Origin of the sequence: Flavobacterium saccharophilum, assembly GCF_900142735.1 — a bacterium.
GTDB classification, from domain to species: domain Bacteria; phylum Bacteroidota; class Bacteroidia; order Flavobacteriales; family Flavobacteriaceae; genus Flavobacterium; species Flavobacterium saccharophilum.
On sequence record NZ_FRBY01000004.1, the window covers coordinates 388,985 to 410,486 of the forward strand.

The 21,502-nt window shown below is 33.2% G+C and carries 21 protein-coding genes; 8 read left to right on the forward strand and 13 right to left on the reverse strand.

Going from position 1 to position 21,502, the window contains the following annotated elements; translation table 11 throughout:
- Nucleotides 1-47 precede the first annotated feature (47 nt).
- A complete protein-coding gene (locus BUA98_RS14825) occupies nt 48-3,332 on the forward strand; it encodes a SusC/RagA family TonB-linked outer membrane protein (protein WP_072973788.1) in 3,285 nt (1,094 codons plus the stop codon).
- 5 nt (nt 3,333-3,337) lie between these two features.
- A complete protein-coding gene (locus BUA98_RS14830; RefSeq protein WP_072973790.1) occupies nt 3,338-5,107 on the forward strand; it encodes a RagB/SusD family nutrient uptake outer membrane protein in 1,770 nt (589 codons plus the stop codon).
- A gap of 90 nt (nt 5,108-5,197) precedes the next feature.
- On the opposite strand, the gene BUA98_RS14835 is transcribed toward BUA98_RS14830, so the two are convergent.
- Complete coding sequence (locus BUA98_RS14835; protein WP_072973792.1) at nt 5,198-6,517, reverse strand: hypothetical protein; 1,320 nt, start codon at nt 6,515-6,517, stop codon at nt 5,198-5,200.
- 271 nt (nt 6,518-6,788) lie between these two features.
- Between BUA98_RS14835 and BUA98_RS14840 the strand changes: the two genes are divergently transcribed.
- The 3 genes from BUA98_RS14840 (at nt 6,789) to BUA98_RS14850 (ending at nt 8,627) form a co-directional block, all read left to right on the forward strand.
- Entirely contained in the window at nt 6,789-7,445 is a 657-nt protein-coding gene (locus tag BUA98_RS14840; protein WP_072973794.1) for an outer membrane beta-barrel protein, read from the forward strand.
- A 42-nt stretch (nt 7,446-7,487) separates the two neighbouring features.
- Entirely contained in the window at nt 7,488-7,979 is a 492-nt protein-coding gene (locus BUA98_RS14845; protein WP_072973796.1) for a hypothetical protein, read from the forward strand.
- 273 nt (nt 7,980-8,252) lie between these two features.
- Nucleotides 8,253-8,627: a SpoIIAA family protein gene (locus BUA98_RS14850; RefSeq protein WP_072973798.1), complete on the forward strand. Its 375-nt coding sequence runs from the start codon at nt 8,253-8,255 to the stop codon at nt 8,625-8,627.
- Between the two features lie 339 nt (nt 8,628-8,966).
- Here BUA98_RS14850 and BUA98_RS14855 read toward each other — a convergent pair whose 3' ends face one another.
- From BUA98_RS14855 to BUA98_RS14865, 3 genes are read right to left on the reverse strand one after another with little or no spacing between them, the layout of a single operon-like run.
- A complete protein-coding gene (locus BUA98_RS14855) occupies nt 8,967-9,236 on the reverse strand; it encodes a hypothetical protein (protein ID WP_072973800.1) in 270 nt (89 codons plus the stop codon).
- A 37-nt stretch (nt 9,237-9,273) separates the two neighbouring features.
- Nucleotides 9,274-9,672: a hypothetical protein gene (locus tag BUA98_RS14860; RefSeq protein WP_072973801.1), complete on the reverse strand. Its 399-nt coding sequence runs from the start codon at nt 9,670-9,672 to the stop codon at nt 9,274-9,276.
- A 12-nt stretch (nt 9,673-9,684) separates the two neighbouring features.
- On the reverse strand, nt 9,685-10,059 hold the full coding sequence (locus BUA98_RS14865; RefSeq protein ID WP_072973803.1) for a hypothetical protein: 375 nt from the start codon (nt 10,057-10,059) through the stop codon (nt 9,685-9,687).
- A 315-nt stretch (nt 10,060-10,374) separates the two neighbouring features.
- On the opposite strand from BUA98_RS14865, the gene BUA98_RS14870 reads away from it, so the two are divergent.
- The gene (locus BUA98_RS14870) at nt 10,375-10,854 is read left to right on the forward strand and encodes a CinA family protein (protein ID WP_072973805.1); all 480 of its coding nucleotides are present in this window, start codon (nt 10,375-10,377) and stop codon (nt 10,852-10,854) included.
- A 249-nt stretch (nt 10,855-11,103) separates the two neighbouring features.
- Here BUA98_RS14870 and BUA98_RS14875 read toward each other — a convergent pair whose 3' ends face one another.
- Nucleotides 11,104-11,670 (reverse strand): hypothetical protein, encoded by a 567-nt coding sequence (locus BUA98_RS14875; protein WP_072973807.1) that lies wholly within the window; start codon nt 11,668-11,670, stop codon nt 11,104-11,106.
- A 184-nt stretch (nt 11,671-11,854) separates the two neighbouring features.
- Between BUA98_RS14875 and BUA98_RS14880 the strand changes: the two genes are divergently transcribed.
- Nucleotides 11,855-12,748, forward strand: coding sequence for a winged helix-turn-helix domain-containing protein (locus tag BUA98_RS14880; protein WP_072973809.1), 894 nt, complete (start codon nt 11,855-11,857; stop codon nt 12,746-12,748).
- 118 nt (nt 12,749-12,866) lie between these two features.
- Here the strand turns inward: BUA98_RS14880 and BUA98_RS14885 are convergent, their stop codons facing one another.
- The 7 genes from BUA98_RS14885 to BUA98_RS14915 form a co-directional block, all read right to left on the reverse strand.
- Nucleotides 12,867-13,160: a type II toxin-antitoxin system RelE/ParE family toxin gene (locus BUA98_RS14885; RefSeq protein ID WP_072973811.1), complete on the reverse strand. Its 294-nt coding sequence runs from the start codon at nt 13,158-13,160 to the stop codon at nt 12,867-12,869.
- The gene (locus BUA98_RS14890; RefSeq protein WP_072973813.1) at nt 13,153-13,404 is read right to left on the reverse strand and encodes a type II toxin-antitoxin system ParD family antitoxin; all 252 of its coding nucleotides are present in this window, start codon (nt 13,402-13,404) and stop codon (nt 13,153-13,155) included. The genes BUA98_RS14885 and BUA98_RS14890 overlap by 8 nt, the downstream gene beginning before the upstream one ends.
- A gap of 66 nt (nt 13,405-13,470) precedes the next feature.
- A complete protein-coding gene (locus BUA98_RS14895) occupies nt 13,471-13,659 on the reverse strand; it encodes a hypothetical protein (RefSeq protein ID WP_072973815.1) in 189 nt (62 codons plus the stop codon).
- A 70-nt stretch (nt 13,660-13,729) separates the two neighbouring features.
- A complete protein-coding gene (locus BUA98_RS14900) occupies nt 13,730-14,722 on the reverse strand; it encodes a phosphotransferase (protein ID WP_072973817.1) in 993 nt (330 codons plus the stop codon).
- A 169-nt stretch (nt 14,723-14,891) separates the two neighbouring features.
- Nucleotides 14,892-15,767 (reverse strand): DUF4238 domain-containing protein, encoded by an 876-nt coding sequence (locus BUA98_RS14905; RefSeq protein WP_072973818.1) that lies wholly within the window; start codon nt 15,765-15,767, stop codon nt 14,892-14,894.
- A gap of 160 nt (nt 15,768-15,927) precedes the next feature.
- Complete coding sequence (locus tag BUA98_RS14910; RefSeq protein ID WP_072973820.1) at nt 15,928-16,650, reverse strand: DUF4393 domain-containing protein; 723 nt, start codon at nt 16,648-16,650, stop codon at nt 15,928-15,930.
- 180 nt (nt 16,651-16,830) lie between these two features.
- Nucleotides 16,831-17,700 (reverse strand): HNH endonuclease, encoded by an 870-nt coding sequence (locus BUA98_RS14915; protein WP_072973822.1) that lies wholly within the window; start codon nt 17,698-17,700, stop codon nt 16,831-16,833.
- A 305-nt stretch (nt 17,701-18,005) separates the two neighbouring features.
- Here BUA98_RS14915 and ku point away from each other — a divergent pair, with 305 nt between their 5' ends.
- Complete coding sequence (gene ku, locus BUA98_RS14920; RefSeq protein ID WP_072973824.1) at nt 18,006-18,788, forward strand: non-homologous end joining protein Ku; 783 nt, start codon at nt 18,006-18,008, stop codon at nt 18,786-18,788.
- On the opposite strand, the gene ligD is transcribed toward ku, so the two are convergent.
- Nucleotides 18,785-21,325, reverse strand: coding sequence for a DNA ligase D (gene ligD, locus BUA98_RS14925; protein ID WP_072973826.1), 2,541 nt, complete (start codon nt 21,323-21,325; stop codon nt 18,785-18,787). The two genes, ku and ligD, sit on opposite strands and share 4 nt — an antisense overlap.
- Between the last annotated feature and the right edge of the window lie 177 nt (nt 21,326-21,502).

A 21,502-nucleotide genomic window follows, 5' to 3' on the forward strand; every position in this document is an offset into this window, starting at 1 on the left:
AACTGCGATTAATAATTAAGTATCGATAAAAACCAATAACTTAAATCATGTATTTTAAACTTTCCTATTTAAATCTAAAGAGCATTGTCTTTTTAGTAATGGCGTTAATGGCCATTCAAAATGGTTACAGTACAACTAATTTCCTAGAAAATTCAAAAGTAAAAAATAAAATAGAAAAAGCTACACTTGTTTCTATTTTTTCAAAATTAAGCCAACAAACGGATTATAAATTTAGCTACGGGCAAGCTATAATTGCAGATAATACGGTTTATACTGTAAATTATACTAATGAATCTGTTGCTTTAATTTTGAACGACCTTTCTAAAAAAGCTAATTTCAATTATAACATTAATGGAAAATTAGTTTTAATTCAGAAAACAGAAGCTCCAAAAACGACAACTCATAAAGCAGTTGACAGAATTAAGGTAAAAGGAAAAATTGTTGATGAAAATAAAGTACCAATTCCTGGTGCAACAATTAGAGAAACAAGTTCATCGAACGCAACGACTACAAACTTTGATGGTGAATTTGAAATCACGGTTGGAGAAGGAAAAACAATCGAAGTTTCATATTTAGGTTATAAAACAAAAACGATGGCTGTTCAAAGTGGTTTTATGACGATCCAATTGGAACCAAATACAGCTGAATTGGCAGAGGTTTTAGTGGTGGGTTACGGTAAGCAATCTAAAAAAGATGTTACCGGAGCTGTTACACAATTAGAAGCGGCTAATTTTAAACAAGGTCCCACTATTTCTCCAGATCAATTATTACAAGGAAAAGTGGCTGGTGTTCGTGTGGTTAGTACAAGCGGGGAGCCGGGAGCTGGCGTAAATGTTACGATTCGTGGAGTTGGTTCTATCAGAAGCGGAAGTACACCTTTGTTTGTGGTTGATGGAGTGCCATTATCAAATGACGATGTGAGCCCTGGTGCCAGTAATGTTGGTTTTGGAAGTTCATCGGCTAAAAACCCTTTAAACTTTTTAAATAATAGTGATATAGAATCGATTACGGTTTTAAAAGATGCTTCAGCTTCAGCAATTTACGGAGCAAGAGGATCGAATGGAGTTGTTTTGGTTACGACTAAAAAAGGATCTAAAGGAGAAGGAACTTTAACTTTTGATTCTTATACCGGAATAGCGAATGTTGCGAATAAATTGGATGTTTTAAATGCTGACCAATACAGAAAAGCGATTAAAGATCCTGCATTTGACCATGGCGGAAATACAGACTGGCAAGATGTAATTTACAGAACGGCTATTACGACAAACAATTCATTGGCTTTCTCTAAACAAACAGAAACGGGAAATTATTACGCTTCTGTTGCACAAATGAATCAGGAAGGTATTATCAGAAATAGTGCTTTCAAACGTATGTCAGGAAGAATTAACGCGGCTGAATCATTTTTGGATAACAAACGTTTGAAAGTAAAACTGAACCTTACAGCGAGTGAAACTAAAGATGACGGAGTTCCAACAAGTGATGACGGAGGTTCTAACGGACAGTTGATCGTGCATACTTTAATGGCAAATCCAACAAGATCTGTTTTTGATGCCGATGGAAAGTACACCAACTTCAACATGAATGCGCATTATAATCCGGCTTATTTGTTAAGTATTTATGATGACGAAACACGCACATTAAGAGTTTTGGCAAACTTAGAAGCGTCATTGAGAATTGTTGACGGATTAGAATATAAAATAAACATTGGTTTTGATCGTTCGGCGGCAGAAAGAAACACAACAATTTTTCCAAACTTAACCGATTTGAATCCAAAAGGGAAATATGTTCAGAACAATTTAGATTCAAAAAACTCTTTGATAGAGCATTATTTGACTTACAATTTATTGTTAGACAAACACAAATTTGAGGCTTTAGGAGGATTTTCTTATCAGAAATTTGAAAGATCAGGAACAAGTTTTAGTATTGACGGAATCACAAATCAGGGAGTTGGTGTACCGCCATCTATCAATCCCGGATTTGCAGGAACACAGTCTGGAGTTTCAGGTTATGCGCAGCAAAATGAGTTACAGTCTTACTTTGGAAGGGTAAATTATACTTTCAATGAAAAATATCTTTTAACAGCTTCGATGAGAGCAGACGGTTCAACTCGTTTTGGGGATAATAACAAATACGGTTACTTTCCTTCAGCAGCTTTGGGTTGGAATATCTCTAAAGAAAAATTCTTAGAAAATGCATCTGCTGTTAGCAACTTAAAATTAAGATTAAGCTGGGGACAAACGGGTAATCAGGAAGTAGAGAATAAAATTACTCAGGCAAGTTATTCTCTTGCAGGTGCTGACGGATATTATTTGTATGATGATTTGAATCTGGTAAACGGAGTTTCAGTAAACAGAACACCTAATCCTGATTTAAAATGGGAAGTGGTTACGCAATACAATGCCGGTTTAGATTTTAGTTTTTGGAATGATAAACTATACGGAACTTTAGATTATTTCAACAAAACTACAACCGATGCTATTTTGAATGTTCCTTCGCAGGCATTGAGTCCAACAACTACAATTTGGACCAATATCGACGGAAAAATCATCAATAAAGGTTTTGAATTTATGTTAGGTTCAAAAATAATTGATAATAAAGATTTCTCCCTGAATATCGATATGAACGGAGCGACTTTAAAAAATGTAATTGAAGATTTGCCAGTTTCAGAAATTTTAAGCGGAACTATTTCAGGACCAGGACAATCAGGCGTAAATGCGAATATCTACAAAAGTGGTTATGCAGCAGGTTCTTTCTATTTACTAGAACATACTGGTTTTGATGCAAACGGAGCGAATGTTTTTAAAGATCAAAACGGAGATGGTAAAATTGACAATAGCGATAGAGTAATTATCGAAGGTGCTTTACCCACTTTTTACTACGGATTTAATAGTGATATGAGATACAAAAACTTTACGTTCTCTTTCTCAATCATTGGTCAAACCGGAGGTTATTTATTGAATAACACAGGATTAAACGCATTGAACATAAACAACTTGGCATCGGATAGAAACGTTGCTACAGGTTATTATGAGTCGGGTGCAAATGCAACAAACTCTCCAATTTTATCGACACTTTTCTTAGAAAAATCAGACTTTATCAGATTAAATACAGCTCGTGTTGGATACAATTTCGATTTAAAAGGAATGAACTGGATCAACGGATTAACACTTTATGTTACAGGACAAAACTTAATTACGATTACGAATTATTCGGGTTATGATCCTTTAATCAACAGTCCAAAATCAAATGGAGGAAATCAATCTATCGGTATTGATTATGCTAGTTATCCAACTTCCAGAACGTTCAGTTTTGGAGCAACTTTAAAATTATAATTATTATGAAGACAAATAAAATTTTTAATATAAAACTAATAACATTATTCTCTTTCATCTGGTTGTTTGCCAGTTGTACTGATCTTGACGAAGTTGTTTTGGATGAGGTTTTAGGAGATAATGCCTCTAATCCTGCAGGCGCACTTGCTGCAGCTTACGATCGATTGGGAGACGGAACTTTTACAGATCACGGAGCCGTTTTTTCTTTACAGGAATACACAACAGATGAAGCTATTTTGCCAACACGCGGAAGTGACTGGGGAGATGGAGGAAAATGGAGAGACATGCACGAGTTTACATGGAAATCTGACAATGCTGTTGTAGGTGACAACTGGAATAAATTGACAAACGGAATTACACGTTCTTTAACGGCAATTCAGTCAATCGAAGAAAGTTCGATTCCGCAGAAGACCTTGTTTTTAGCTGAAGCTAAAGCACTTTTGGCCTTTTATATGTACACAACTTTGGATTTGTACGGACAAACGCCTTACAGAGATCCGATGAACCCAAAAGCGCCTTTGCAAATTTTAAAAGCCGATACTCAAATCGATAAATTGATCACAGATGTCGAAGCTTTAATTCCTGATTTGGCTCCAATGGGTGAGCAGCAAACGCACCACGGCCGTTTTACAAAAGAAGCAGCTTATGCTTTTTTAAGTACAATGTATTTGAATCGTGCCGTTTTTAAAGATCGTTACAATGCGAGTTCAAGCTTTAATTTTAACGAAGCTGCAGTGAGCGGAGGAGGAACAGATATGGACCGTGTTATTTATTATACTTCATTACTTATCAATTCTGGGAAATACAGTTTGGAAAGTGATTATTTCAAAAATTTTGCGAGAGATAATGAAAACGGAAAAGAGCTTATTTTCGCTATTTCTCAAAAGATCGATTACATTCGTAACGGTTCTAACAGTTTCGCTTATGTGTGTATGGAGCGTAATCAGAGAACATCTGCAGCAAACAGAGGAACAAATGCTGCTTGCACAACTCCGGAATTTTATGCAACCTGGGATGGAAATCACGAAGATCCAAGATTTCAGCAACATTACCAGTATTCTGATGGTACATGGTTTATGAATGATGGTACAGATGTAAGTGTTCCTGCAACAGATATTGTACCTAAAAGTGCCAATTTGCCTTGGTTCCATTTCAACAGAGGAATTCAGGCCGGTCTTCAATATGGTCCAATATTATTGCCTTCCGGGTCTTTAGAAATGGTAGGTAATCGTATTAAAGTTTCTCCATTGTATATGGAAAAAAGTACGACCACAAGAATGGATTTTACACCATCACTAACGTTTAAAAACCCTGCTCAGGCTGTTTTTGCTCAAAATGAAATCAATCAGGGAGCACGTGTTTTTAAATATGAATTTGATCCTGAAGGAGGAAACGGAAATAGTAATGTTGATATTTCATTGTTTCGTTTAGGTGGAATATACACCATGAGAGCAGAGGCTTATTTCAGAAAAGGAAGTGCAGGTTTAGCTATGGAAGATTTGAATAAACTGCGTACCAGTAGAAAAAGAGAATCGTTATATGCAAGCGCTCCGGGAAAAGCACTTACTTCTTTAGATGCAACACAATTGTATAAAGAAATTGGTTTCGAATTATACTGGGAATTATACAGAAGACCACAAATGATCCGTTTTGGAAAGTTTGATTTGCCAGGAACTGCAAAAGCGGCTTCACAGCCTTTTAGAAGAGTATTCCCAATTCCGCAGTCAACTATTGATGTGACTAAGGAATTCACACAAAATCAAGGATATAATTAAGTTTGTGTTAGTTTATTTTTATTTATTTTTTTTACAAAAAGCCTGTTTCGTGAGAGACAGGCTTTTGTTTTTTGAGACAAATCAGAAATATTAAATAGACGGATTAAAATGAATTTCTTCATATAAATCCCAAACGCTGCCGCTGCTGACAGCTTCTTTCATTTGAGCCATGATAATATTATCTCCATCACATCTTAAATTAATCATGCCGTATTTGATTCTGTTGGTACTGTCTGTAGAACGGGCTAATTCTGTCGAAAAAACCAAGGGTCTTTTTGATTTGGTATATTTTCCGGCACACCCAATAGCATCTGCCCTCGGGTGCGAATAGGTTTCATTATCTCCTGATGAAATTACTGTTGCATACGGATTTACCTTTTCCATGAAATCGGTTGTAAATTCAGATGCCCCATGATGGCATGATTTGGCAACATCAACTTCAAAAGGATTTAAAGGATTATAATGTTCCAATAAATGTTCTTCGGCAGGAATATTCAAATCTCCTCCGTATAAGAAAGAACGGTTTCCATAAGTAATTTTTAATACAAGGCTGTGTCCGTTTATCGTATGCGCTTCATCATCAAAATATTTATAGGCCAATTTATTATTGATTTGAGAAGTCACCGGACCTAAAACTTCAATCTTAAAATTTTTATTGTTGATTAATTTTGGCGGAATAACACTTGTATGATCCAAACGCTCAAAATTGGTTAACCTTCCCTGAGAAGTAGCATTGTTGACTGCAGCCAGAAACTTTTCCTGTAAATCAAGCATGCCGCCTTTTAGTTTTAAAGCATTGAATTCGGCTAAAGTAGTAAAGGACGTTTCTAGAAAATATTCAGTTCCTTGTTTGGATTTTTTTCCTAATTCAGTATTGTATTCCAATTTTGGGAAATTGACTTTTGCGTCATTGAATTTTGCAATTCCATTATGATAAATAGTTCCGATAGTATAATGATCATCGTTAATAATATCAATTAATCCCTGATAATGATCCTTATCAAAATGACTTATAAAGATATAATCGAGATGGACTTTCTTGTTTTTATCAAAGTAATACTTATACTGCCATTTACTTAAATAATTACTAAGATTATCATTTGGTCCTCCATCAATAATTATTTTCAGTCCGTTTTCATCATTTCCAACTTCAATCAAAGCGCCATCGCCCTGACCAACATCCACATAAAAACATTTAAGCGAGGGAGATAAACCAATGCAGTTTTTGTCAATCCAGCCTTCTTTACTAAAGGCATATATTTTTTGCCAATTGCCATTTTCTTCCGCTAAAACTTTGACAAACGATCCCATCAAAATGGTATTATTTTTTGATTTTGGTTTTCCGTCGGTTCCTATGCTTTTATAAACATAAGCATAAAGTGTTGTAACTACTTTGTAAACTTCTGCCATGTGAATTTTGATTAAAATTGCTACTATAGTTTGTTTTTTTTAAGAATGTAAGTGTTAAATTGTATTCAAATATATGAAAATCAGTTAAATAGGTTGTTTTGTGTAGTAATTTTTTTAATATCTTTACGTTAAATTTTATCCAACTTTTGGTTTCAAATTATAAAATGAAACCATTAAAGAGCTTTACTTCAGGTATTTGTTTGTAATTCTATATAGCTTTGAAAAACAATAAATAATCAAAAAAAGATAATCAAACTAAAAATCAAACATTATGAAAAAGTATCACTTATTATTCGCAGTTTTTTTCTTTTCGCTGACAATGTCAGCTCAAAGTGAAGGGTCATTTTTACTTAATTTATATGGAGGTTATACCTTTTCGGATAAAGTAGATTTTGATTCCTCATATGCACGTGTCGAGGATGGTTTTGAGTATGGTGCAGGATTAGAATATTTCTTTATCGACAACCAATCAATTGAGTTAAAATACAACCGACTTGATACTAATATGCCTTTATACACAAAGATTCCCTTAAGTGGTAATAATGGTTCTTTTCCTGCCGGAAGTCAGGTTAATGCCGGAGATGATAAAGGTGCTATCAATTATATATTAGCAGATTATACCTATTATTTCGGGTCAAGTGCTTCGAAAGCTATGCCATTTTTAGGTGCTGGTGCCGGTATTGCTATTTTAGAAACACCTCAAAGCGGAAGCGGAACTTATTTTGCCTGGGAAATTAAAGCCGGTGTAAAAGTAAAAACCAATTCACCATTATCAATCAATCTGCATGCGTATTTACAATCTATGTCGGCAGCGGTTGGATATGATTATTACTGGGACTACTATTGGGGACCTATTGCAGTTAACGATTATGCATCAACATTTCAGTTTGGACTTGGTGCTTCTCTAAGCTACGACTTCAGTAAATAAAAACTACCCTTTAATCGAATTTCAATCTTATAAATAAAAATCATGAAAAAAATATTTTTGTTAATTGTCCTGGCTTTCAGTGCTGGCGGATATGCACAATCTAGTTCGAGTCTTGCAGATGATGTTGCTGTAATTCAGAGTATTTACGGTAGATCTAAAGCAGATTTAGTGAAACAGTATATGAACTTGTCAGAACCTCAGGCGGCAGCATTTCAAACCATCTATGATGAATATGAAACGCAGCGTAAAGCGTTAGGACAAAAGAAAATGCAGCTAATTAAAGATTATGCTGATAATTATGACAAGCTGGATGATGCTAAGGCAGCAGAATTAACGGAGACTAATTTGAAGAATATTGCTGATACAGATAAGCTATTGTCTAAAACATTCGGTAAAGTTAAAAAAGCCGTTGGCGGACGTAATGCTGCAAAATTTGTTCAATTAGAACAATATTTACAAGTGACTATAAGAGGCGAAATTCAGGATTCAATTCCTTTTATCGACGAAATAGATAAATCAAAAATTTCTAAATAAAAAACAAATGCAACTCTAAAGAGTTGCATTTGTTTTTTATAGCTGCTGAGGTTCTAAGGGACTGAGGCTCTAAGATCAAAAAAAACTTAGAACCTTAGCATCTTAGTCCCTTAGTACCTTCTTAAGAGATAGTTATTTTATAAAATACTATTGCAATGATATAATAGTTAAACCCTATAGTATTGGTATTTTTGATAGAGCTTCATATCAAATGTGAAAATAAAATCAATGTGTAAAAGCATTCAAATTAATAACACTTCAAAATAGAATATCATGATACATCAAATTGACACAACAGATAATATAGTCGCCTTTAGAGCATTGGCAGAAGTAACTAAAGAAGATTTTCTGAGTGTGGTAGTTCCTGCAGTTGAGCATTTAATAAAACAGACTAATGAAATCAATTTTTTATTGGTTCTGGATACTGATTTAGAAAATTTTACTGCGGGTGCTTGGCTTGAAGATGCCTTACTTGGATTAAAGCATCTTGGAAAATGGAACAGAGCTGCTATAATTTCAGATTCAGAAGAGATTATATCGTTTACAAACGGATTTAGTTATGTCGTTCCTGGAGAATTCCACGGATTCAAAAAATTAGACTTTAATAAGGCTTTAAACTGGGTAGAGGGGAATATTAACTTAGCATAAGTTTAGTTTCTTTTGTTTGCTTCGCCAGTTCGGCTAAAGCCTCGTGTCAGGTTTCAAGTTTCAGGTTGTTTTCTGGACGTTAAAAATAATAGCCACGAATTCACGAATTTTTCTACATCAAAATAGACAATAATTCGTGAATTCGTGGCTAACTTTTTACTCTGCTATGCCACCCCAACAAAACCTGAAACTTGAAACCTGAAACAAAAAAAATAGCCACGACTTCAGGAGTCTTTCTACAAACGTAGACACTCATGAATTTTCGTGGCTAATTTTAAAAGTTTTTATCCGTTCCAACACAACTTGAAACTTGAAACAAGAAAAACCTGAAACTAAATTTTAGTGATTATACTCAATACCACTACTTTCAGTTTCTGCTTTTTTATCTTTAGATATTTTTGATAGCTTTTTATAACATGCTGAGGCTAACAATGGCAATGCAAGACCTCCAACAACAGCTGCGGTTTTATTATGACCCGCTTTTTTTAATACAGCACCAATAACAAGTGTGCTTATACCCGCGCAAACTAAATTCTTAACAGAAAGTTTAGAGGCCGGATTTGGTGTAATACCGTGTAACAAAGGGTCTATGAAATTTAAATTTTCCATGATTATAATAATTTATTTGTTTGAACTTTTTTGTCTTTTATTTTGAGATTTTTTCATGGTCTGTTTCAATCTCTATTTTTTCAATTTCTACTTTTTCCTTTTTGATAGCTTGTCTTAGCAAAGCCAAAAGACTCATGTAGACATTCGCAACAAAAACTAGCGAGAATCCTGCCAAAATGTAGCCACGCCAGTCATTTAACAAAAGTTTATAATCCGTAAAGAATAAACAGGCAATTGTGACATAGTGGCTAAAACAATATTCACACGTAAAAAGATAAAATGCTTTTCGTGACAGTATTGTCCGGTCGTTTTTTGAATGTTTGACACACCATTCTCGGGGTTCCCTAAATATTTCTTCATGCGTTACCGTCCAACTGATACAAGCAATTGGAACCGCTAAAACAAAAAGCCAAATAATTTGGGTTGAAAGATCCATAAATTGATGTTTTTATTCTCTAGGATGCGTTTCAGGAAAATGTTCTGCCTCAAAATCGTCCATTTCATCAAGATCATCATCTATGTGTTCTTCTTCGTCATCGTCAGGTTTACTATGATCATCGACATCATCCGGAACATATTCTGTATCTTTTTCTTCATCATTGGTAATTAAACCATCTTCATTAATGATTCTTTCTTCGTTCGGAATATTTTCATTTCGGTTGTAATCATTGGTCTCGTGATTAACATCTCCTATAAATTCTCCGTTATAATGCTGTTCATACGGATCTTCCTCTTTTTTATAATTATCGTTATCAATAAGCGTTTCCTGATCTATAAAATCTGGATCTGTCTGACCATAATTTTCATTATTATACTTTTCCATGATGTTTAATTTTTAATTATTTTCTATTGAATTGGAAGCAATCTCCCTAGGCATATATTTTTTTAAAGGCTTGTATTTTTACAAATTTAGCTTTAGAATAGTTGGAAAGCGTTACAGAAAATTGAATTGAATTTCTATAATTATCAGTTCATCAAAAAAATGTATATAAATGAACCTTAAAGTTTAAAACATATAAGTTGGAAGCAGAATCATGTAAGCACAAAATAGACACTCCTTTTATATTTGTTTTTGAGATTGGATAGAAGACCAAAATCTGTTCTTATAAAATTTATATCATTTAAAAATGTAAATACTATGGCATCTAAAAAAGTAACTGCTTGTTGCAAAGCCCTGATAGAAAAGAAATGGACAATCACTTTTGTAGAGAGTGCTTCGGCAGGAAAAATGAATTATGAGTTTTCTGCCGTTTTTGATTCCGGAAAAATTTTGATCGGTGGAATGGTGTGTTACCATACTTCCATGAAAGAAGATTTGCTTCATATTCCGCCAGGAACTATTGAAAAACATACTGCAGAATCAGCCATAGTAACAAAATTGATGGCACAAAATTTTCATCTTCATGTCAAATCAGATGTTTGTGTTGCCTTAACCGGACTGACAACTCCGGGAGGAAGTGAAAGCGAGACAAAACCTGTCGGAACTATTTTTGTACATATTGTATTTCCAGAAAAAGAAATAGCTATAAGATTTTTATTCAACGGCACGGCTGAAGAAATCATTGATCAGGCGATTGATGCCGTGGCAGATTTGATTTTAGAGGAAATAAAGAAGTAAGGATTTCTAAATAAATTCTCTGTCAAAGTATCAGAATTTCTGCTATAATTTTAGAATAGCTTCTAAATCATTCTGTTGTAACTCGTTATTTTATAAAACATCTCCAATCCCTATAAAAGAAAACAGGATTCTTTGATTTAAATTTAATATCAATTTAAATCAAGAATTCTGTCTCGTCCTGAAAAAAGTTTACATACTTAAACTTCTAACAAAGTATATATATATGAAAGTTTTTTATAATTTATTTAATTAACAACCGTCTTTGTTGACTTCACGTTTATAAAGTATTCTGCCCTCTTTTTCTACATAGTCGCCCGCTATTATCGGATAAGAATATTTTGGCGCTTGCGAAATGTGATGACTTCTTATAATTATTTTGTCGTTAACTTTCAGCTGATGTAATTGCTCAAATTCATATTTAGAACTCAAAATATTAGTGCCAACCCTTTCTGGTCCAAAAGCAAGAATATAATCGGCACCATTAATATTGACCATCATACCAAAACCTAATTTTGAGTCTGGCGGAAGAGAAAGAGAGGTTATAACAGCTTCCATATTGGTGTACTCAATAACGGATTTGCTTATTTTACTAACGCTGGCATGCACTTTTTGACCGGCAGGAGACGCTTCCCATTTTTTGACCATTATACCATCAGGTGTCGCTTCCCATTTTTTTAATGCAGCTTTCCTTTCTGCAGCAGAGAGCGGCTTTGAGATTGATTTTTTAGGAGTTTCATTTTTAATTTCGCGATTAGCAAATACTGCACCGCTTACCACAACCAGCGATAAGATCAGCACATAAAGGATTTTTTTCATGTTTTTGATGTTTTAATTAGTAATAAAATTTTATCTCATTTCAGGTTTATGAAGTAAAATTACTTTACTATTTTGCAGATTGTGATCTTAGAATTGTAAATAAAAATGTAAACTTTGTAAATAAAAACTTGACACTATGTTTACTAACAGAAAAATGTAAACTTTGCAAATAAAACTTGAAACTATGTTCAATAGCAGAAATCTTCTTTTAGGAAAACGCAAATACGTGTTAGGATTATTACTTCTCTCACTTATCTGTTTAATCTGTGCTGCTTTTAGCAGTGAGAATAGTGATGACTTTGCCTTTGCCAGAAGAGAAGTTTTACTTCGTAGAATCGGACATGAAATACTTCTACAGTCGGGCGATAGTATATCACGAGTGTTGCCTGTGAAAAAAATTGCAGAAAATGAATACCTGATTCGTTTTGAGAGTGATTTTACTTTTCAGCCGGATAGCTTAATGAATACGACTAGTCGCTTTTTAGACGAAGCTCCGTTTGCGGGTAATTATATTGTTAATGTTTTGAACTGTAGTGATTCAAGTGTAGCCTATGGATATGCTATATCCAAAAACAAGAAAGATAATATTGTCGCCTGCTCAGGAAGAAAGCAGCCCAAAGCCTGTTATACGATTAGTATTAAGTTTAAACCAACAGGCCTAAATATAGTTAAGAATGGATATCTTCTCGGCAGCCTGTCCTTTTTAGGATTTTTAGGATTTATTCTTTTGAGACCTTCTAAGGCGAAAAAATCGTTATCTAAAAATGGACATAGCGATATGATCACTATCGGTTCGGGGCTGTTTGATACGATAAACAAGAAACTAATTGTAAACGAAAGGTCAATAGATCTAACCGGAACAGAAGCCCGTTTACTACTCATTTTTGCCTTGTCTCCAAACGAGATTATAGAGAAAAACCGAATTCAAAAAGAGATATGGGAAGATGTAGGTGTTATTGTGGGACGTAGTCTGGATATGTTCATATCAAAACTTAGAAAAAAACTGGAATTTGATCCCAATATAAAAATTGTTGTGGTACGCGGAAAAGGGTATAAGCTTGAAATTAGCACGCTATAAAATACAAGGGAGATTTATTTGCTGTAGTACGTGATTAGGCTAATATAAAAGTTGGGTTTGATTCTTGAGTGTGAAGTACAATGAGTGCTAACGTTATAGTAGTTTTATGTGAGGATCTTTAGAGTTTGCTTTTTAAATCCATCATTCCATGAAGAATTCTTGCGATTTCTATTTCATTCTTTGATATAATTGAGTAGAAGATAATATGTTCACCTGATTTAAAACCTAATATTCCTTTTGTTACTATATCATAGTTTCGACCAAGTTCTGGATTATTTGCTAAATCATGACATGATGCCAAAAGTAAATCATAATACTTTTCGGCTTGCATTTCAGACCAAGTTTCGATTGTATAATCCCAAATTTTAGTTAAGTCATCAACAGCTTTATTTGTTAAATAATATTTAGCCATTTGATTTTTTTCTCGCTTTTAAAATGTCAAGATGTTTTTTAGCATCAAAATCGACTGCACGTCCACTTTCAATTCCATCATTGATCGCTTTTCTTAGAGCTACAATTTTATTTTCCTCCTCTTCTAAAAGTCGAAGACCGGCTCTTATAACTTCACTTGCGTTATTGAATCTTCCATCATTTACACTATGTTCGATAAAACTTTCGAAATGATTACCAAGTGATATAGAAGTATTTCGTCCCATAATTTTTTTAGCTAAGTTACCAAAAAATGGTAACTTTTCATATTATTAAAGATTTTTTTGTGATTCTCACATAACGTTCTGGCGCTTGTCGAGTTTGGGAAATAAATAGGCGATATTTTTCTGTTCAGAAGTTAGTTTTCTCGCAATCTCTTTCCATAAATCTGAAATTGGATTTTTAATAACAAGTTGAGATAATATTTCAATTTCCTTGTCATTTAAGTTTTTAGGAAATTCGTCTGGATTAAACACGTTCATAGATAATTAATTTAAACTCTTCGTTTTCTCAATATAACGGGTGTTAGCGATTGGTTTGTTATTTGAATCGTTATTCTATTTCAATTTTATTGTAAGCAATCCACCGTTTCAAATTTCCAACCATTCTTTTTAAATGGTCTTCATTTAAAAAAATATTCGTCCAATATTCAAATCTGTCGCACTGAATACTTATGTAATATACCATAATTGCTAAACAAGCAAAAGGCAAAAACTTTTTTTCTTCATTACTAATTTCTGTTACAGTTTCGTAGCCTTTTAAGAAACTATCTGCTTTTTCTTGATATTCTGCTTCGTTTAAATTTGTGGCAAGTAATTGAAATAGAAAATAAGAAACATCAAAACATAAATAACCATTGCCACAAAAGTCAAAGTCAAAAAAAGTTATTTCTTTTTCATCGTCAATGTGCAAATTGTCAAACCAAACATCAAGATGAACACTTCCATATCTCATTTCCTTTTCGTCAATACTGTCCATTTTCAAAGCTAAAAAAGCAGACAATTTTTCTAAAAAATCAATTTCATCGTTGGTTTTCTTAAAGAATTTTTTAGTTCTTAAAATAGAGTGGGTAAGCAAGTTTTGAGTATTGTAAGATATTCTCTTTAGTTCAAAATTTTCTGCCGATTGATGAACTTTTGCTAGTGCTTGTCCAATTAAAAAACTTGTTTGGTGTGAAAATTTTGCTGTCTTTACACCTTTAGCATATGAAAATAGAACGCCAAATCTTTTCCCTTCCGGTGCTTCAATTTCTTGTATGTATTCGTTCGATTTGTCTGCTATTGGATAAGCAACTTGTCGGTTGGTTTCTTTTAAATGAAGCAAAAGTCTTAATTCCTCTTCAATTTCTAATTTTGTCCGCCAATTAAAAGTATAAACCCTAAAAACGTAATTCTTTTCGTCATCATAAACTATGTATAAATGGTTCATTGCAAGTCGAAATATGCTACATTCGGTTTTGTCGCTTAACTCGTAGTTTTGCCTAATAACTTTGCCAAGTTCGTTTGGTGAAAGCGTACTGTTTATTGTTGGGAATTTCTCTAGCATTAATTCTTCGATTGTCTTTGGTTACGGTCGTTTTTACAATGATGGTTAATGTTTCTGGAGCTTGGCGAGGTTTGGAATAAAGATGCGAGATTTTTCTGTTAAACACAAATTTTTCAAATACAAAACCATTTTTAAATTCAGACTAAAACTCCAATCTCACCAACGGCCGTTATGTGACGCTTTGTCTTAGTTTTTTGAAAATAATTTGTTTTAGTTCTGTTAGGGAAATATTGTATTTTTCAAAATTATCGTCCAACATTCTAAGATATTCCTCATGAGTGCAACTTACATATCTTACAGCTTGCTTATATATCACAATGTCGATCAACATCCATAAATAGGGATCCATTTGACCGATTTCAGTTTTCACAAATAATCTTTTACCTGATAATGGAAATATATAATCATCTTCATAAACATTTGGAAACTCATCTTTTTCAAAAATGATTGGGTTGTCAGAGCAAATAAAAGGCAAATCTTCGTGTTTCGGAATAATTGTATAAGGAGTTCTGCAATGAAGTCCTCGTACACTATCAAATAAAGAAGTCAGAAATCTATAACCTTTTATAAATTCGGGGTCGTTTTTCAATTCTTCTGATGCAATTTGATTTACTGAATCATCAGCATTGTGAACATTGAAACCTAATTGATTAGCGGGTGTACTTTGGATAATTATCTCCAATTCTTTTTTATTCTTTGGTAATCGCCAATACATAAGACTTGCAAAAGTGTTGAGCATTGGCATATCATCTTCATTTACATCAAACTTTGTGTCGCTTTCTGCTAGATCAATTTTTTTAATAATCTTAGATATTTTATCTTCTAAATCAGAATACGACTTTTCGATGAAATCACTATTGCCATGAGGTTTAAAAACTGTATTGGCATTTTTTTCATAGAAATATGAACCCGGAGAAAATTCTTTTCCTTTTTGAACAAAATATTTTTTTTGAACATTATAGATTTTAAATTTTCCAGATTGCTTTGTGAATCCTTTCAAATAAAAAACAGGAAGGTAATGATGTTTCGAGGAAATATTGTTCATTAGAAGGATTTAAAAATGTCAGATAACGTTCTGGTACAACAGCGGGTTTGGTACTAAATTAATCTCATTCTTCGGATTTGCCTAACCTTTCACATACTAACCAATTTTTCCATTAAGCCAAATCCCCACATTGCTTGTAGCGTATGTTGACCGATTTTTTTTATAGTTCGATAAAATCATTTGGAATACAGGCATTAGCAAACAGTTTCCCAAATTCCATTAATCTTCTTTCACTATTTATAAATACTCCTGTTTGTCTTTTTGTTACTTCGTCATAAATCACTTTTTGTTCACCAACTTGCCAAGTTCCAGCGAGATTTAAACTATTTAAATGATTCATATTCATCCAAATATTTTGAGGAAAGTCAAGTTTTTCCATGGGGAATTCTTCATAAAGAGTTTCCTTATTTATAAAATGATTTTTCTCTTCATTATAATCCGACTTTTGCTTTATTTTATAATTTTTCTGTTTAAGATAAAACAAGATTACCGCTTCATCTCTACTTAATTGTTTGATTATACTTGGAAACGCTGGATGAGCCAAATCTTGTTTAGATTTGTCAATAGATATAGCTAAAAGATTTATAAATAATTCACTTAGTAAAGTATTTTCATATGTCAAACTTAAACCTTCTAATGTCGGAATCACAATTTGCGGATGACCTTCGATTAAGTTTTCTTTATCAACTCTTTCTGAAACTTTTTCCAAGTATCTTTCCCATCTGTCGTGCTGTTTTGCTAAGTATTCAAATGGGGCAAGTAAAAAGCGAGAAGTTTTCGCAACACTCTCAAGAGATTTACCGATTTGTTTCATTGCAGGACTTAGAGTGTCCTCATACACTTTGTCAACAGGAATTAAACTCTTTATTTCATCTTGTATCATAATTTTCTTTTTTTTTGGTCAAAATATCTGCCAACGTTCTCGCGCTTGCGGCTGTTGCGGACTTAGAAGACGAGTATTTTTGGGTAAACGAAAATACGAATTAAAACGGTAATTCCACTAAATTCCGCAATAGCCACAAACGTGTGTTGGCAGTAGTTTTTAGTTCAGATACTAATTATTCTAAAAAACAGATTCATTTATATTTTCATTGATTAATTTATAGTCATTTGAATTTTTACTTAGAACTATTCTTGCAGTAATGAAGTTCAGTATATTCAGATGACAAATGATTTTATTGTTTTTAATTAAAAACTGATACGAATTGTATCGTTTTATGTCTTTCCAATTAAAACCGTCTATTTCAATATATGTAGGCATATCTATAATTAGTTTTCCAGATATTATTTCTTCAATAGCATTTCTGATAGCAATAGAAGTAGGATCTTTAAGATATTTTTCTTTAAAATGATAATAACCTAATTCATACGTTATTTTTAATAATTCTGGAATTATGTAAATTAAAGCTTTATTGTCATTCTCTAAGTTTATTTTAATATCTATATTGTTAAGTTTAGGATGTGAAATGGATGTTGTGTTTTTTCTTAAATCTTCAAAAGTATATGGGGGTTGATTACTTTTGGCTATTTTTTTGTTAATGGTTTTTAACATTCCTTCCATATTATCTGAATCACACACTATTTTTAGTGAGTTTTCAGTTTCAATAATAGTTTTTTGGATTATTTCAAATTTCGAATACTTTCCAGATTTTTCAAATATTAACTTACCTTTTATGCCTTCAAAAGCAGAATTTAATAGTGTATTAAAAGGATTAATTATACCATTTTTTCCTTTGATTTTTAAAAGAAATCTAATGATTTTAATGTATTCATTATTCGTTAACTCGTTGTCTATTTTAGACCCCATTTTACTGTTGCATAATTTACAACAATCATAAATTTTTAAATTACCACCTATAGCTTCAGGAAATATGTGTTCTTCATTGAACTCATTGATTACTTTTTTTTTCAAGCAAATAATACACTTTTTCATTTTTTTAGTGGAACGATATTTTAACGTAAGGTATTTCATTTGTTTTGGTTAGTTACTGCCAACTTGCATATATGTATAACAAAATCACACAAAGCTACCCAAATCAAGGTAGATATGTATGATTCTAATCACACATTATTCATTACCAAATATATCAATTTCTTTTTTCCAAATTATAAAAATTACGCAACAACCAAAATGTAAAAACCATTTCAACTCATTATTTTATAAAACATTCCTAATATCATATAATATAAAATCACAACTCTGCCTTAAATTTAAGGTCAATTTAAAACAAAGAAATCATGAGATCAATATGGACAGGTTCAATCAGTTTTGGTTTAATTAATATTCCGATTAAGTTGTTTTCGGCAGTACAGGAGAGTAACCTTGATTTGGATATGCTCGATGCAAAAGATCTTTCAAACATTATATTTAAAAGATTTAATGAGAGTACAGGCAAAGAAGTAGCTTACGGAAATATCATCAAAGGCTATAAAATAGAGGACAAATATGTAATTCTGGAGGACGAGGATTTTCAGGCTGCAGATGCGGTAAAAACTAAAACAATCGATATTCAGAGTTTTGTGTCTGAAAAAGAAATTGATAGCATTTATTACGAACAGCCCTATTTTTTGGAACCAGATAAAGGTGCTATGAAAGCCTATGCCTTACTTCGCGATGCGCTTGCGGCTTCCGGAAAAGTGGGAGTAACGAGTTTTGTACTGCGTAATAAAGAAAGTCTTGCGATTTTAAAACCGTACAAAAATGTGATTGTTTTAAACCGAATCCGTTTCGAGCAGGAAGTTAGAGATCCATCTGAATTAAAACTTCCGCCAGTTGCTAAATGTACGAGTGCAAAAGAAATGGATATGGCCGAAAAACTAATCGATCAGCTTACCGAGAAATTTGATATCAGCAGTTTTAAAGATGAATACACCGCTAAACTTTTGGATATTATTAAAAAGAAAGCCAAAGGAAAAGCGCCTAAAAAACCTGCAGAACTTAAAGTGGTTCACAAACAGACAGATGACCTTATGGAAATGCTGAAAGCAAGTTTAGAAACTAAAAAGAAAAAATCTTCTTAACCTCTGTCACGGTCTTCAATTTTTTTGATGATCTTTTTAACGTTGGCTCCTTTTTCTAAAACCGGTTTCCATAAATCGCCTTTTTTCTCAAAGCGGCTCAAAACATTTTTAATAGTAAATTGAGAAGGATGCAAATCATCGTTTACTTCGCTCCATTCTAATGGCGTAGAAACTGTTGCACCAGGTTTAGGACGAACAGAATAAGGCGCTGCCAAAGTTTGGCCGTGTCTGTTTTGTAAAAAGTCGATATAAATTTTACGGTCTCTTTTTTTGATGCTTCGTTCCAAAGTTGTTGTATCGGGTAAGCGTGATTGCACTTCTTTGGCAATTAATTCAGCTAATATTTTAGTGGAATCATAGTCATATTGCGCGCCTAACGGAATATATACATGCAATCCTGTAGCACCTGAAGTTTTACACAAACATTCGGTTTCCAGTTCATCCATGACTTCTTTGACGGTTAAAGCTGTTTTTACCACTTCTGTAAAATCCTGGTTATCGGGATCTATATCAATTACCAGCCAATCCGGATTTTCAATATGCTGAATGGTAGAATTCCATGGGTTGATTTCGATACAACCTAAATTCGCCATATAAAGTAAGGTTTCTTTATTGTTGCAAATCAAATAGTTCACATCAGCATCATTCGATTCTGAGAATATTTTTTTTGTTTTCAGCCAGGACGGACTTTTCTCAACATCTACTTCTTTTTGATAAAAACTCGTACCGGCTATTCCGTTGGGAAAACGATTCATAGATTGCGGACGATTTTTTAAATAGGGAAGTATAAGATCAGCCACTTCATTATAATACTGAACAATATCTCCCTTGGTAATTTTATCGTCAGGAAAATAGATTTTATTCTGATTAGTCAAATGAAGAACCGTTTTTCCCACTTTCAAATCATAATCATTTTCTGTTTTGCTTTTTTGAGTAGTTTCATCCATTTTTTCTTCTTTTTTTACTTCAGTTGTATTTTTGGTGTCTGTTGGTAGAAAAACTTCATTGGGCTTTTTATCTATTCTCAAGCCAAGATAAACCGGATGTCTAAGACGTTTATCAGCGGTCCACTCAGAGAATTTGATTTGGCAGACCAATTTTGGTTTTACCCACTGAATGGTATCCCGAAGACCTGTTTTTTCGTTTAAAGGAGAGTCAGTAATAAAATACGGCTGTAATTTAGTATATAGTTCTTCTAATATTTGTTCCGTAAAACCGGTACCGCATTTTCCAATATACTGAAGTCTTTTGCCATAATACTGCGCCATCAAAATAGCACCAAAATGCTTTCTTGAATTCTTTGGTTCGGTAATTCCAATAATAATAACTTCTTCCTGATTGGCGGTTTTAATTTTTAGCCAGTCATGCGAGCGTTTGTCTGATAAATAAACACCGTCTGCTTTTTTGGCCACAATACCTTCTTCTTTGTTTTTAGTAGCAAGTTCAAACTGTTTTATCCCGTCTCCAATAGAATGATCGGCATAGAAAATATTACTGAATTTGTATTTATTGAATAAAATTTTCAGTAGCTCTTTTCGATCCAGAGTGGATAGTTTAGTAACCAGATTTCCGTCTAAATTTAATAAATCGAAGACATAGTATTTTAAATTCCCGAAACCTGTTTTAAGGTAATTCTGAAGCAATTGAAAACTGGCTTTGCCTTGTTCATCTTCCACAACCACTTCACCGTCTAATACAACGGCATGATCAATTTTTTTTAATTCCTCGGCAATAGGTTTAAAATTGGTATTAAAAGAAATTTCATTTCTGCTGTATAATTCAACCTCTTCATTTGGATTGATGACCGCAATAGTTCTGTAACCATCATATTTGTTTTCGAAGATCCAGTCTTCATCATCAAATGCCTTATCGGTAATTGTGGCCAGCATCGGTTTAATGAATTCGGCAGGTTTAGCTGTTTTTTTAATTATTTGTTTAGTTTGATTTTCTTTGTCAGAATCTGCTTCTTTTTTCTCTCCCAAATCAGCTAAAGTCCTACTCGAAATAACCGATTTATCTTTTTGCAATATGTCGGTATCATTAACATATTTATCATTTTTTTTGATAAGCAACCACGCATTTTCCTGTTTACCATTTAATTTAACTAATGAAAATTCACCTTTGAGTTTTTTACCGGTAAGAACAAAACTCAGACGCCCTTTTTTTAAATTCGCCACCAAGGTTCGTTCGGGTGATGCTGTTTTCTCTGAGGGAGTATAGGTTCCGTTATCCCAAACAATAACATTTCCAGCACCATAATTTCCTGCTGGTATAGTTCCTTCAAAATCTTTATAACTGTACGGATGATCTTCAACCATCATGGCAAGGCGTTTCACATCAGGATCCATTGAAGGCCCTTTTGGAACAGCCCAACTTTTAAGAACACCATCCATTTCCAGCCTAAAATCATAATGCAAATGCGACGCGGCATGTTTTTGCACGACAAAAATCAATTTATTGGAAGATTTTTCAACTTTACCTTTGGGTTCCTGTGTTTGCTTAAAATCTCTTTTTTTATTGTATTTGGAAAGTGACATAAGTTAGAAATTGATACGTTAGAAAATGAGTGAAATAACTCCAAACTATATAGAAATACAGCTTAGAATAATTTAAGGAATTGTGATACTGGCTAATACAACAAATATAAAATTGAAAAAGAGGAAATTTTTTATAACATTCTGTCTGACGATTTCATAATTATCAGATTTTCTTGC

Bases quoted from the DNA above. Each gene is read 5' to 3' on its own strand.
- BUA98_RS14875 (WP_072973807.1), bottom strand. From the start codon at position 11,670: ATGAAAAAAATCCTTTATGTGCTGATCTTATCGCTGGTTGTGGTAAGC.
- BUA98_RS14860 (WP_072973801.1), bottom strand. From the start codon at position 9,672: ATGGATCTTTCAACCCAAATTATTTGGCTTTTTGTTTTAGCGGTTCCA.
- BUA98_RS14855 (WP_072973800.1), bottom strand. From the start codon at position 9,236: ATGGAAAATTTAAATTTCATAGACCCTTTGTTACACGGTATTACACCA.
- BUA98_RS14870 (WP_072973805.1), top strand. From the start codon at position 10,375: ATGGCATCTAAAAAAGTAACTGCTTGTTGCAAAGCCCTGATAGAAAAG.
- BUA98_RS14905 (WP_072973818.1), bottom strand. From the start codon at position 15,767: ATGAACAATATTTCCTCGAAACATCATTACCTTCCTGTTTTTTATTTG.
- BUA98_RS14825 (WP_072973788.1), top strand. From the start codon at position 48: ATGTATTTTAAACTTTCCTATTTAAATCTAAAGAGCATTGTCTTTTTA.
- BUA98_RS14895 (WP_072973815.1), bottom strand. From the start codon at position 13,659: ATGAACGTGTTTAATCCAGACGAATTTCCTAAAAACTTAAATGACAAG.
- BUA98_RS14835 (WP_072973792.1), bottom strand. From the start codon at position 6,517: ATGGCAGAAGTTTACAAAGTAGTTACAACACTTTATGCTTATGTTTAT.
- BUA98_RS14880 (WP_072973809.1), top strand. From the start codon at position 11,855: ATGTTCAATAGCAGAAATCTTCTTTTAGGAAAACGCAAATACGTGTTA.
- BUA98_RS14900 (WP_072973817.1), bottom strand. From the start codon at position 14,722: ATGCTAGAGAAATTCCCAACAATAAACAGTACGCTTTCACCAAACGAA.
- BUA98_RS14910 (WP_072973820.1), bottom strand. From the start codon at position 16,650: ATGATACAAGATGAAATAAAGAGTTTAATTCCTGTTGACAAAGTGTAT.
- BUA98_RS14915 (WP_072973822.1), bottom strand. From the start codon at position 17,700: ATGAAAAAGTGTATTATTTGCTTGAAAAAAAAAGTAATCAATGAGTTC.
- ku (WP_072973824.1), top strand. From the start codon at position 18,006: ATGAGATCAATATGGACAGGTTCAATCAGTTTTGGTTTAATTAATATT.
- BUA98_RS14850 (WP_072973798.1), top strand. From the start codon at position 8,253: ATGATACATCAAATTGACACAACAGATAATATAGTCGCCTTTAGAGCA.
- BUA98_RS14885 (WP_072973811.1), bottom strand. From the start codon at position 13,160: ATGGCTAAATATTATTTAACAAATAAAGCTGTTGATGACTTAACTAAA.
- BUA98_RS14840 (WP_072973794.1), top strand. From the start codon at position 6,789: ATGAAAAAGTATCACTTATTATTCGCAGTTTTTTTCTTTTCGCTGACA.
- BUA98_RS14865 (WP_072973803.1), bottom strand. From the start codon at position 10,059: ATGGAAAAGTATAATAATGAAAATTATGGTCAGACAGATCCAGATTTT.
- BUA98_RS14890 (WP_072973813.1), bottom strand. From the start codon at position 13,404: ATGGGACGAAATACTTCTATATCACTTGGTAATCATTTCGAAAGTTTT.
- BUA98_RS14830 (WP_072973790.1), top strand. From the start codon at position 3,338: ATGAAGACAAATAAAATTTTTAATATAAAACTAATAACATTATTCTCT.
- ligD (WP_072973826.1), bottom strand. From the start codon at position 21,325: ATGTCACTTTCCAAATACAATAAAAAAAGAGATTTTAAGCAAACACAG.
- BUA98_RS14845 (WP_072973796.1), top strand. From the start codon at position 7,488: ATGAAAAAAATATTTTTGTTAATTGTCCTGGCTTTCAGTGCTGGCGGA.